Consider the following 12,242-nt stretch of genomic DNA (forward strand, 5'->3'; position numbering starts at 1 on the left):
GGGGGGATAGGGAGGTTTGTGTTACCCATAGCGCGCGTGGTACGTCGGCAGCCAATCCTTGAGCTTGGCTTGGGTCGCCGCGTAGCCGAGTTCGAACAGCGGGCCAGACGCGTCAAATTCGAGGATGCTGTACTGGCTGGCATCCGGTCGAATGAGCAGATCGACCTGATCTTCGACGGTGCGCACGCGGTACACGCTGCTGACCTCCAGCGACCGCAAAATCGTCTTGGCGAGCGTCGGCACGCGCTTGTTCCGCCGCAGCAAGCGGTTGAGCAGTACCGTCCACCCGGAAATCGAGTCTTCGAGATCAAACGGGTGCTTGGGCGCATCGCGAATCGGTGAGACTGTGCAGCCGATCACCATCCCGCCTTCGAGGAAATCGGCCATCACGTCGACCGGAAAGTTGTTCATCGCCCCACCGTCCACCAACAGCTCACCGCCAACTTGCAGGGGCGGAAACACAGCCGGAATCGACAGGCTGCCCCGCACGGCCTGCCGCAGCAAGCCACGCTGGTGCTTAATCGGCTCCGCGCGCGTCAGGTTGGTCGAGATGCAGAAGTACGGCAGCCACAAGTCCTCAATCTGCGTGTCCGCAAAGACGGCTTTGAGCGCGGCGGTCAGCTTAGCAGCGCGGTTGAGCGCGACCAGCGGCAGCGTCGGGTCGAACAGTTTGCGCGTACTGGCAAACTGCTCGGCGATCTGGAACATCGAGTCGACGGCCTGCTTCAGCGCGTAGCCCGCCGCGACGACCGCGCCCATACTCGTCCCACCAATCGCGTCGACCTCTACACCCGCTTCCTGCAGCGCGCGGATCGCCCCGACATGCGCGTAACCCCGCGCCCCGCCGCCGCTCAACACCAAGCCGATGCCGTTCCCCGTCAGCAAGCGCCCGAGACGGCGCACATGCTGCGGGTCGTCACGGCGAATGTGGTGATGCCGCTCTACGGTACGTACATCCAGCCATGCCGCCGCACCCTGCGGCACGGTGGTCTGGGACGGATGAAGCAGCACCAATTCCGTACGGATGTTGGGAAAGCGCTGCGCGATCAAACGCTCGATGGGTCGTACCGTGGGCAAATCATCAGCGGAGGCCAGCAAGATCACCCGGTCGGCCTGGGCGAGGCAGCGCGTCGTCCACGGTGAGGCGTTCGGATCGCCGACGTAGAGCACATATTCATAGCGGAAATCGATGTCATTCATCCAACGCGCAATGGCGATATCGAGCGGATGTGTAAGGCTGAGCTGGGACGCCCCATCAACGCCGTACAGCGCGTCAAACTGGCTGCTGTCGAGCGGGATCGCCGTGCCAAAACGTGCAATCACCGCAGCCAATTGATCGGTGAGTACGCGCAGCGGCAAATCATGCGAGAGCGGGATCAACGCGTAGTTATACGAGCGGGTCGCGTGCACGCCTTTGAGCATGCGCATCTGCCGCCGCATCAGGATGCGCGTGATCTGCGTCATCATGCGCGGGTACTCGTCGAGCAAGCGTTCAAACAACGCAGTCGGCAGCTTCACGAGATTCGAGTCACGCGCCGCGACGATGGTTGCCGACCGCGGATCCCCCGTGATGAGCGCGACTTCGCCGACAGTTTCGCCGACGCTGGCTTCGGCCAGCAACCGCTCGTGACCATCCTCCTCGGTGTACACGATTTGCACGCGCCCCGTCACCACAATGTACAGGCCGTCACCGACTTCACCCTGCCGGAACAACACCTCGCCTTTATGGAGTTCGACCCACTGCATCTCGGCTTGCAGCGCCTTGAGCACGTCGGATTCAAGCTTGCCGAACAGCGTGTTGAGGATGTGCGCGACCTGCATCCGCTGGAGCCGCGGCAGAATCGCGGAGGTGAGCTGCAGCGCCACCTGCGGATAACGGTTGGCAATCTGCATCAAGCCGTGCTTAGAGAGCTGGATGAGGTCACTGGCTTGCAGCGTGTAGACGGTCGCCGTGCGCGGCTGCCCGGTCAGCAGCGCGATTTCGCCGACGCACGCGCCCACACTGTGTTCGTCGATCAACACTTCGGAGCCGTCTTCGGCTGTGCCGCACACGCGGACTTTACCCCGTCCGACGATGTACATGCTGTCGCCAGCTTCACCCTCGCGGAAGACGTACGCCCCCGGTTCCAGCGTGACCTGCTTGAATTCGTGCTCGATCTCGCGCAGCACCGCTTCATCCAGATCGCGAAAAAATTCACTCTGGCGAATGGCATTCAACTTGGCAGCATGAAACTGATCAGTCATTCAACTGCGCTCCGAGCATTACGGGTGATCGACAGCGGTCATTCTACAACCAGGGCGCAGGAATTACACGGCTATACGTTCAACGGCCGCCAGCACCTCTTTGAGCACCGGCTTGTTGGTGAAGTACAGCACTTCACCGGGGATATCTTTCAGGCGTTCCGGCGCGAGGTTAACGCCTTCGTAGACCAGCAGCAGGAGGTCACGCCGCCCCGCCGCCCGCGCCTTCTCGACCTTGCGCCGCAGATAGTCGGGGTGCCAGTAGCCGACGATCTCGATCAGACAGCGGCGGCCATCCCGCGTGTGCGTTACCGAAAAGTCGGGGATCATAACCGAATCGCCAAGCAGAATCACTTCGTCTTCCCGCTGCAGCACCCACTTGCCCCGTTGGGCGTCGCCGAACTTCGCGGCAAATTCGGCGGCGAAATCAGCTTCGAGCGCGCTGTCGTACAGGCCGCTCTTACGAAAATGCGAGGTGAGGGGCAGCGACGAATCAAGGTGATATTCGGTGTTCCAATCGGGCAAATGCACGTCGGCCACCATCGACCAGCGCTCGCCCAGAAACAAGGCGGGCAGAAAGGAAGCGAACTGCCGACCATAGCGCGTCGTCTGGTGGACGAACGGCGAGATCGCGCCTTCCAGCAGCACCTGATAGCCCCCGTCGGGCAGGGCCTGCGCCTCAAACATCAGCTTGAATAACTTCAGGTAGCGCCAGAAATCTTTGTAACCGTCGTGAATGTCGACGCGCATCTGGCTTGACCAGTACAGCACGCCGCGCGCCAATTCGAGGTTGTAGCGACCAATCAGGTCAGCGGGCGTCCATGCCTGCCCCACCGCCGCCAGCACATACTCGGCCGGACGGTCGGCGAACAGCGCGCGCTCAATCGTATCAACGGAGACATCAAAGTGGGCCGCCGCCTCACGGAGCGCATCCGCGCGCGTCTGCGGATGAAACAGATCGGCGCGCTCGAAGACCAACCCACCCCCGAACAGGTAACGCCGCACGTCCACCGGATCAATGTCCAGCGGAATGGGCGTGAAGGTCGAGGCATCTTCTAGCACCTTCGCCAGTCCCCGCACGACAATATAATCGACGCGCGTGCCGACGTAGGCCTCAAATGCGCGATCCCACACGGCGCGCGGTTGGCCAATGTGCGCCGCGAACAACGCGATCAGCGCGTCCGCGGTCGCCAGCATCTTGGGACTGGCCCGCAGCCAATCGATCACCAGTAGTGAGCCACGCGCCTTGATGCGCGGACGAATGAGGTCGGCGGTGAGCATGGTTAGCTGCGCACGGGTCGCCGCCGTTGGGCGCGGCTGACATCGGTCGTGTCGCGGGCAATGACTTCGTAAAGGAGCGCCTCACGGTTTCCCGACTTACGCAGCACGCGCCCCAACCGCTGAATATATTCGCGGGCGCTTGATGTGCCCCCGAGCACAATCGCGACTTTCGCCTCCGGCACATCGACGCCTTCGTTGAGCACCTTTGACGTCACGACCGCGTGATACTCACCTGCCGCGAACGCTTCGAGGATGTGCTTGCGTTCAGCGGCTTTGGTCTCGTGCGTCAGCGCGGGGATCAAATGCTGGCGGGCAATCGCATACACGACGGCGTTATGCTCAGTGAAGATCAGACAGCGGTCGTCGCTGTGTTCGCGCAGCAGACTTTCCAGCGCGGCGAGCTTGCCCTCACAGCCCGCCAGCAGCGTGAGGATGCGTCCCCGCGCCAGCACTGCCGCCCGCGCCTCTTCGTCAAAGCTGCCGCGGCGCAGCAGTTCATTCAGCCAATAGCGACCATGCGTCTTTTGGAGCTGATGCCGCCGAAAATAGCCCGCGTAGATTCCATAGTCGGCGTCGTAGCGGGCGCGTTCCTCCGGCGTGAGGTCGACGCGCACACGCTGCGTCCGGTATTCCGCCAAGGTATCCCCGGCGAGGTCGTCAATCTTGAGCGCGTAAACAATGCCGCCGATCAAATCCTCGACGCGCCAGCGCCCGCCCGATTGTTCTTCCTCGTTGGGGTAGGTCGCAGTCAAACCGAGACGAAACGGCGACGGTGACATGAGCGCGGTCTCGCCCCACGAGGGCGCGGGTAAATGATGTACTTCGTCAAAGATGATGAGCTTGAAGGCATCGCCATGCGCGGCGATCACATCGCCCGCCGAGTGGTACGTTGTCACGGTGATGGGCAGCACGTTCTTCTCGCCGCCGTAGTACACGCCGATGTCGATCCCGAAGGCGTTGACGAACCGCGCGTACCACTGGTGCAGCAAATCAATCGTCGGCGCGACGACCAGCGCCGACCGCTGCACCCTCTGTACAGCGTGGATGGCGACGAAAGTTTTGCCCGCCCCGGTCGGCAGAACGATGCTGCCCCGCCGATCCGCGGCATCCCACGCGTCGAGCGCGGCGATCTGGTAGGCGTGCGCCGGGCGGTCGTCATGCAGCTTCAGCTTGAGCGTTTCCCAGCGCGGCACCTGATCGCGGATGCCTGTTTCGTGCAGCCAGCCGATCAGCCGCGGATAGTGATACGCCTCACAGCGGAGTCGCCCTTTGATGAGTTGAAACGGCACGGGCGCATCGGACACGTCGTACAAGACCAACGTCCCGCCCTGAAACTTGATCGTCCCGGTCACTGCCCATCATCCTGTGTAATCCGCGCTATAATCATACTCAATATTTGAATTTTTGTTCGATAGGAGCTTGTTACATGGACTTTCTCCACGGCGGCGAACTGATCGCGCGCGCGCTGAAGGCGCAGGGGGTGAGCACGCTCTACACGCTCTGCGGCGGACACATCGCGCCGATTTACGAAGGCTGCTTGAACAATAACCTTGCGATCATCGACTTCCGGCATGAGCAAGCCGCCGCGCACGCCGCCGACGCCCACGCCCGCTTAACGCATAACATCGGCGTAGCGGTAGTCACAGCCGGGCCGGGCGTCACCGACGCCGTGACCGGAGTCGCCAATGCGTTTCAGGCACGCAGCCCTATGCTGCTGATCGGTGGAGCCGCGCCACTCAAGACCAAAGGCATGGGCGCGCTGCAGGAGATGCCGCAGACCGAGATGTTCAAGACCTTTACTAAAGCGAGCTTCACCATTGAACGGACCGAAGACATCCCCGCCCTACTCTTCGACGCCTTCCGCACGGCCTTGAGCGGACGCCCCGGCCCGGTGTTCATCGAAGTGCCATTTGACGTGCTGTTCAACGCGGTCGACGCCATGCCCATGCCCGACCGCGTCACCATTGAACCTGTACAGCCGGAAGTTGGCGATCTGGCGCGGATGTTCGAGATTTTGCGCGCCGCCCGCAAGCCCGTGTTGATCGCCGGGACACAGGTCTATTGGGACGGCGGACACGTCGCCTTACGCGAACTCGCCGAACAGACGGCGATGCCTGTGTTCACGAACGGTGCAGGGCGCGGCACGCTGCCCATGACGCACCCCAACTGCCTGAAAGCTGTGCGTTCCGCCGCCACCCGCGACGCCGACGCCATTCTGCTGATCGGCACGCCGCTCGATTTCCGGCTGAAGTATGGGCAGGACTTCAACGCGGATGCCAAGCTGATCCAGATTGAAAACGACCCGGCGGAACTCAATCATAACCGCGCCGCGGATGTCGCCGTCTGCGCGGATGCGCGCCTCGTACTCGAAGCACTCGCCGAAGGCTTGCAGGGTGTTCGCTATGACGAATGGCTAAGCACGCTGCGCGGCAAAGAGGATCGCAAAGACGCAGAACTGCACGACTGGCAGTCCATCGAGTCGCTGCCGGTAAATCATTTTCGGTTTGCGGCGGAAGTCAACCGGTTTGTGGATAACAACACCATCGTGATCGGCGATGGCGGGGATATTGTCTCGGCGTGCGCCAAAGTCATCGACCTTGCGCAGCCCGGTCAATGGCTCGACCCTGGGCCACTCGGCACGCTCGGCGTCGGGCTGCCGTTCGCGATTGCGGCCAAACACCTGTATCCCGAAAAGCGCGTGCTCGTCATCAACGGCGACGGCTCATTCGGCTTGAACGGCTTCGAATTTGACACAGCGATCCGCTTTGGCCTGCCCATCGTCAGCATCGTCGGTAATGACGCGGGTTGGGGGCAAATCCGCACGCCGCAGAAAAACATGGTGGGCGCGGATCGGGCGGTCGCGACGTCGCTCGCGCCGACGCGCTATGATCGCGTGGTGGCGGCGCTCGGCGGCTACGGCGAACAGGTCGAGTCACCTGATAGCATTCTGCCCGCGCTCGAACGCGCTTACGCCAGCGGCCTGCCCGCCTGCATCAATGTACCGCTCGATCCGGATGGCATGAGCAAAACCGGCGCGAGCACGCCATATATCGTTTAGGAGACACGCTTGGATCGTTTGACCGGAGGGCTGCGCTGGATCGTCAAGGGCGCAGCTCTGATCGCCCTGCTCTTTCTCACTCTGCCCATCGTCGCGCTGGTCATCCGGGTCGTGCAAAATCAGGCATGGCAGGATGCGCCCGCTTCCGCCGTCCCGGACGCGATCTGGTTGAGCTTTGTCACAACCTCGATCACCGTAGTGATCACCCTCGCGTTCGGCACGCCGCTCGCCTACCTGTTGGCGCACTGGCGCGGACGCCTACCGCGACTGATCAGCGTGCTGGTCGAACTGCCGATTGTCCTGCCGCCCGCTGTCGCCGGGTTGGCGCTGCTCATCACCTTTGGCCGGCGCGGCCTGCTCGGCGGGGTGCTGAGCGCGGCTGATATTTCGCTGGCTTTCACCACTGCCGCCGTGATCATGGCGCAGGCGTTCGTCGCCGCCCCCTTCTACATACGCGCGGCGCAGGTGGGTTTCGCGGGCGTCCCGCGTGATCTCGAAGACGCAGCGCGCGTCGACGGCGCGGGGGATGCGACGCTGTTTTTATACATCACTCTGCCGTTGGCAAGTCGAGCGTTGGGCGCGGGACTCGTGCTGATGTGGGCGCGCGCGCTCGGCGAATTCGGCGCGACGATTCTGTTCGCGGGGAGCCTGCAAGGGCGGACCCAAACGATGCCGCTCCTCATCTACAATGTGATCGAGCGCGATATTGACGCAGCAATCTGGACGGGGCTGCTGCTGATCGGCGTGGCGCTGGTTGCGCTGGTGATTTCGCATCTGTTAGGGCGCACCGACAGCGACGCGCTGTGACAGCGGAAAATAAAAGACCGGGACAGAGTCCCGGTCTCGTAGTCACTTACTCAGCAGACGGCTTAGTGATGCTCGTCCTTGTTCAACCACTTCGGTTCATTCCACAGTGAGGACAGCAGCAGTTCGCGGACGGCGACCAGTTCCTTCGGCAGGCGGTCATACAGCTTGATGAACAGTTCTTCGTGCGACAGGATTTCATTCTTCCACGCGTCACGATCAATCGACATGACCTTGTTGAACTGCTCTTCCGTGTAGCCTTCCAGACCACGCCAATCGAGGTCTTCGTAGTGCGGCACGCGGCCCAAGGGCGTTTCCGTACCGGCGGCGCGAGTCTGCGCGCGCTGAACGATCCACTTCAGGATGCGCATGTTTTCGCCGTAACCGGGCCACAGGAACTTGCCATTTTCATCCTTGCGGAACCAGTTGACCAGGAAGATACGCGGCGGGTTCGGGATCCAGCGGCCAAAACGCAGCCAGTGATTGAAGTAGCTGGCCATGTGGTAGCCGATGAACGGCAGCATCGCGAACGGGTCACGGCGAACTTCGCCAATCTTACCAGCGGCGGCGGCGGTCATTTCCGAGCCCATGGTCGCGGCATAGTACACGCCGTACGTCCAGTTGAAAGCCTGGAACACCAGCGGCGCAACCGTGCTGCGGCGGCCACCAAAGATGAACGCGCTGATCGGCACACCGTTCGGGTCTTCCCACGCGGGATCAATTGTCGGGCACTGCGAAGCCGGCGCGGTGAAGCGGGCGTTCGGGTGCGCGGCCTTGCTGGTGCTCTGCGGCGTCCACGGGTTGCCCTGCCAGTCGATCAGTTCGGCGGGCGGAACATCGCTCATACCTTCCCACCACACATCGCCCTCGGGGGTCAGACCCACGTTGGTGAAGATCGTGTTGGACTTGATAGTGTCCATCGCGTTCGGGTTGGTCTTGTAGTTCGTCCCCGGCGCAACACCGAAGAAACCGGCTTCGGGATTGATGGCGTACAGCTTGCCGTCCTTGCCGAGCTTGATCCACGCGATGTCGTCGCCGACCGTCGTGACTTCCCAACCCTCGTCTTGGAAAGCCTTGGGCGGCACGAGCATGGCGAAGTTCGTCTTGCCGCAAGCGCTGGGGAACGCCGCGCCAACGTACGTGCGGTGACCCGACGGATCCTTCACGCCGACGAGGGCCATGTGTTCAGCCAACCAGCCTTCGTCACGGGCGATATTCGACGCAATGCGGAGCGCGAAGCACTTCTTGCCGAGGAGCGCGTTACCACCGTAACCACTGCCATACGACCAGATCGCGCGTTCTTCCGGGAAGTGGACGATGTACTTGTTGTCCTTATTGCACGGCCATGTCACATCCTGCTGGCCGGGTTCAAGGGGCGCGCCGACCGAGTGCACCGCCGGGACAAACTGGCCTTCCGTGCCGAGCACATCATAGACCGCTTTACCCATGCGGGTCATGATGCGCATGTTGACGGCCACGTAAGCCGAGTCGGAGAGTTCGACACCGACATAGCTGATGTGGGAACCGAGCGGGCCCATGCTGAAGGGGATGACGTACATCGTCCGGCCCTTCATGCAGCCTTCAAAAATCGAGTCCAGCGTCTTGTGCATGTCACGGGGATGCACCCAGTTGTTCGTCGGGCCAGCTTCGCTTTTGCTGACGCTGCAAATGAAGGTGCGGTCTTCGACGCGCGCCACATCGGCCGGGTCAGAGCGGCAGAGGAAACTGTTCGGACGCAGTTCCGGGTTCAAGCGGATGAACGTGCCCTTGTCGACGAGCAGTTCGCACAGGTTGTTGTATTCTTCCTGTGAACCGTCGCACCAGTACACATCATCCGGCTGGCAGAGGGCAACCATCTCCGCAATCCACTGGCGGAGTTTAGGGTGCTGGACGTAATCGGGAAATTGCACAAGATCGAGAGTCGCGTTGTATGCAAGAGTCATCGTCGAGTTAACCTTTCGTGGCTCGGGATTATCGTTTCAGGGCTCAGCAAGAGCTCGGTATTTCGTTACGGCGGAACCTCACTGAATTCCGATGTATATGGTACTTCTCCTCCCGCACAGTCGTTAGTGCTTCTTATCACAATCAGAGGCGATAAACGTAACGCGGTGCATCTATGTTAGCCGATAATGTTGCGAAAGTAACCAATTAGACGGTCCGTATGCTCGTCAAATGTGAACAAATAGCGTGCAAATCGTGTCAGTCAGGGAGCAATCAGCGCCCATTTTCACTGGTGCTCGCCCGAACCCCATTTGGAAATGACCGTGGAAACGCGCCGACTTTCAAGGAAGGCATGACACCAAAGTTCATCTGAGTCCAAGCGGTACGCACATTAAATGGGATTTTGCTGCAGACGACAAGAGGGGTAACGTTTTTGTAGGGCGCAGCGCGCCGCGCCCCTCGGTGCAGATTTTCATGCCAACACTAACGTTGAATCGCCTTGAACGCTTCGACTTGCGCCCGGATGGCACGTTCAGTCGGCAGACGTTCAGCGCTGGATGCGCCGTAGAACCCGGCGATTTTCGGCATCTGCTTGAGCGCGATGGCGACATTTTCCGGCTCGTCGAACGGCCCGCCGTGGCAAATCACGAGCGCATCCGCGCGCAGCGACCAGATAGCGTCTGCCATCGTCATCACGCTGCTGATCGCCTCATCTAGCGTCATGGCGACCGCCGCACCGATACTGCCCGCCGTCGTCAGGCCAACATGGCACACCAGCAGGTCCGCGCCCGCCGCCACCATCGCCCGCGCCTCGTCCACGTTGAACACATATGGTGAAGTGAACAGATCCATGTCATGGGCGAGACGGATCATCTCGACTTCTTTGTCGTAGCCTAACCCGGTCGCTTCCATATTCTGGCGCATGATGCCGTCAAACAGGCCAGCCGTGGGGAAATTCTGCACGCCGGAAAAGCCGATATCTTTCACCTGCCGCAGAAAGTGCGGCATGATCTTGAACGGATCGGTCCCGTTGACGCCCGCCAGCACCGGCGTATGCTGGACGACAGGCAGCACTTCGCCCGCCATCTCCATGACGATGCTGTTGGCATCGCCATACGCGAACAGCCCGGAGAGCGATCCGCGTCCGGCCATGCGATAGCGCCCGGAATTGTAGATGATGAGCAGATCCGCGCCGCCCGCTTCCGCGAACTTAGCGGAGATGCCTGTGCCCGCGCCGCAGCCGATGATCGGCTTGCCCGCCGCAACCTGCGCGCGCAGCCGGGAAAGAATTTCAAGACGAGGGATGGTCATCAGTTGACCCTTTCAAGTGCTGAGTATAGGTAGCAAGATCGCGTTTCGAGGCGACAAGTCGCCATGACCGCACAAATAAGTCGTCGAAAGCAGCCCGGTCAATCTGGGCGAGCCGCACCAGCACCAACGAGGTTCCCGCATAGTGCGGCGTGATGTAGTAGGTTTCCGGTTCGGCCTCGATCAGATAACGCTGCTCAATCTCCCCGACCTTGAGAACCAGCGCCGCGCCATCATCGGATACCCGTGCGAGAAACTTCTGGCGGGCACGAAATGCGGGTGTCCCGTACGAGGTGCCCTCTTCAACCCCCGGCAGCGATGTCGCGACTTCACGTACATCGTCCAGTGTGATCATGCTTGGCGATGCCCCGAATGCCCCAACATACTGAGGAGTGTCTGCGCGGTCTGCGCGGCGAACTGCGGGTCATTGATGTCCGTGTCGACCTCAACCACGGGAATATCCGTCCGTAAGTTGGCTTTCAGCGTCCGCACGAACGCGGCAATTGCCTCCGGCGCGTAAAAGGGCTTGCCCTCAGTATCCAGTTCTGACCAGCCCCGCAGCGGAATATAGACCGCGGTTGGCCCAGTCGCCGCATTGAGCTTCTCCGCGAAGATTTCGCCGAGCCGCGCATTTTCATCAGGCGTGGTGCGCATCAGCGTGACATTGGCGTTCCATTCGTAGAACGTCCGCCCCGCGTATTTTTCGACCACCGTGTTCCGTTCCCAGAAATTGCACATGTCAAGGCAGCCCGGCGCGACGATCTGGGGGATGCCCGCGCGTCCTGCCGCCTCCAGCCGCGTCGCTCCGGCGCTCAGCACACCGCCGAGCAGTTCATCTGCCCATTCAGTTGTGGTGAGGTCAAGCACGCCCGTGATTAGCCCATCGGCGATGAGCGACTCCATCGTGCGCCCACCCGTCCCCGTCGCATGGAAGACGAGGACTTCGTAGCCCGCCGCTTCGAGGATCGGCTTGGCCTGATTAACTGCGCGTGTCGTGTTGCCGAACATCGTCACGGCAATCAGCGGTTTGTCGTCGCCCTGCGTCGGTTCACCGCTCACCATCCCGCAGATCGCGCCCGCGGCGTTGCTGTAAATCGTGCGGCTGATGCGGTTGACACCGTTCACATCGATCACGGAGGGCATCATGACGATGTCGCTCGTGCCGACGAAACCGCTCACATCGCCCGCCGCCAGCGTGGAGAGCATAACTTTGGGAAAGCCGACCGGGAGTCCGCGCATGGCCGCCGTCGCGACTGAGGTTCCGCCGCCGCCCCCCATGCTGATTACGCCGTGAATGTCGCCATCCGCGTACAGGCGGCGTACAACTTCGGTCACCCCGTCGGACATGGCCCGCATCGCCGCGCCGCGATCTCCGGCGGCAACCAGCGCGTCGAAATCCGCGCCCGCCGCTTCGGCGACCTGCCGCCGCGTCACCTCCGGCGCAAACCCAGCTTCGCCGAGCACGCCGAAATCAATGATCAGCGTCTGGCAGCCGCGCTTCTCAATTTCCGTCTTCAGGAACGCAAAATCCTGCCCCTTGGTATCCAGCGCGCCGATCACGGCGATGGTCTTGGGCATGAGTGCCTCCTAGAAAATCCTTTTGGGCAAG

9 protein-coding genes are annotated in these 12,242 nt (G+C 61.6%); 2 read left to right on the plus strand and 7 right to left on the minus strand.

Going from position 1 to position 12,242, the window contains the following annotated elements:
* Window positions 1-21 precede the first annotated feature (21 nt).
* The 3 genes from IPK17_RS02595 to IPK17_RS02605 form a co-directional block, all read right to left on the minus strand.
* Window positions 22-2,244: a cyclic nucleotide-binding and patatin-like phospholipase domain-containing protein gene (locus IPK17_RS02595; protein ID WP_343416109.1), complete on the minus strand. Its 2,223-nt coding sequence runs from the start codon at window positions 2,242-2,244 to the stop codon at window positions 22-24.
* Between the two features lie 63 nt (window positions 2,245-2,307).
* On the minus strand, window positions 2,308-3,522 hold the full coding sequence (locus IPK17_RS02600; RefSeq protein ID WP_343416110.1) for a DUF790 family protein: 1,215 nt from the start codon (window positions 3,520-3,522) through the stop codon (window positions 2,308-2,310).
* 2 nt (window positions 3,523-3,524) lie between these two features.
* On the minus strand, window positions 3,525-4,874 hold the full coding sequence (locus tag IPK17_RS02605) for a DEAD/DEAH box helicase (protein WP_343416111.1): 1,350 nt from the start codon (window positions 4,872-4,874) through the stop codon (window positions 3,525-3,527).
* Between the two features lie 74 nt (window positions 4,875-4,948).
* Here IPK17_RS02605 and IPK17_RS02610 point away from each other — a divergent pair, with 74 nt between their 5' ends.
* Window positions 4,949-6,580: a thiamine pyrophosphate-binding protein gene (locus IPK17_RS02610; RefSeq protein WP_343416112.1), complete on the plus strand. Its 1,632-nt coding sequence runs from the start codon at window positions 4,949-4,951 to the stop codon at window positions 6,578-6,580.
* A 9-nt stretch (window positions 6,581-6,589) separates the two neighbouring features.
* Window positions 6,590-7,387: an ABC transporter permease gene (locus IPK17_RS02615; RefSeq protein ID WP_343416113.1), complete on the plus strand. Its 798-nt coding sequence runs from the start codon at window positions 6,590-6,592 to the stop codon at window positions 7,385-7,387.
* 62 nt (window positions 7,388-7,449) lie between these two features.
* Here the strand turns inward: IPK17_RS02615 and IPK17_RS02620 are convergent, their stop codons facing one another.
* From IPK17_RS02620 to IPK17_RS02635, 4 genes are all read right to left on the minus strand, one after another.
* Entirely contained in the window at window positions 7,450-9,327 is a 1,878-nt protein-coding gene (locus tag IPK17_RS02620) for a phosphoenolpyruvate carboxykinase (GTP) (RefSeq protein ID WP_343416114.1), read from the minus strand.
* A gap of 481 nt (window positions 9,328-9,808) precedes the next feature.
* Entirely contained in the window at window positions 9,809-10,636 is an 828-nt protein-coding gene (locus tag IPK17_RS02625; RefSeq protein WP_343416115.1) for a phosphoenolpyruvate hydrolase family protein, read from the minus strand.
* Window positions 10,617-10,988: an MmcQ/YjbR family DNA-binding protein gene (locus tag IPK17_RS02630; RefSeq protein WP_343416116.1), complete on the minus strand. Its 372-nt coding sequence runs from the start codon at window positions 10,986-10,988 to the stop codon at window positions 10,617-10,619. The genes IPK17_RS02625 and IPK17_RS02630 overlap by 20 nt, the downstream gene beginning before the upstream one ends.
* Window positions 10,985-12,211: a Tm-1-like ATP-binding domain-containing protein gene (locus IPK17_RS02635; protein WP_343416117.1), complete on the minus strand. Its 1,227-nt coding sequence runs from the start codon at window positions 12,209-12,211 to the stop codon at window positions 10,985-10,987. The genes IPK17_RS02630 and IPK17_RS02635 overlap by 4 nt, the downstream gene beginning before the upstream one ends.
* Between the last annotated feature and the right edge of the window lie 31 nt (window positions 12,212-12,242).

The organism is Candidatus Flexifilum breve (assembly GCF_016713355.1).

What these genes read in the sequence shown, in the direction of transcription:
- IPK17_RS02635 (WP_343416117.1), bottom strand. Translation starts at nt 12,211, where the DNA reads ATGCCCAAGACCATCGCCGTGATCGGCGCGCTGGATACCAAGGGGCAG.
- IPK17_RS02620 (WP_343416114.1), bottom strand. Translation starts at nt 9,327, where the DNA reads ATGACTCTTGCATACAACGCGACTCTCGATCTTGTGCAATTTCCCGAT.
- IPK17_RS02630 (WP_343416116.1), bottom strand. Translation starts at nt 10,988, where the DNA reads ATGATCACACTGGACGATGTACGTGAAGTCGCGACATCGCTGCCGGGG.
- IPK17_RS02625 (WP_343416115.1), bottom strand. Translation starts at nt 10,636, where the DNA reads ATGACCATCCCTCGTCTTGAAATTCTTTCCCGGCTGCGCGCGCAGGTT.
- IPK17_RS02600 (WP_343416110.1), bottom strand. Translation starts at nt 3,522, where the DNA reads ATGCTCACCGCCGACCTCATTCGTCCGCGCATCAAGGCGCGTGGCTCA.
- IPK17_RS02595 (WP_343416109.1), bottom strand. Translation starts at nt 2,244, where the DNA reads ATGACTGATCAGTTTCATGCTGCCAAGTTGAATGCCATTCGCCAGAGT.
- IPK17_RS02610 (WP_343416112.1), top strand. Translation starts at nt 4,949, where the DNA reads ATGGACTTTCTCCACGGCGGCGAACTGATCGCGCGCGCGCTGAAGGCG.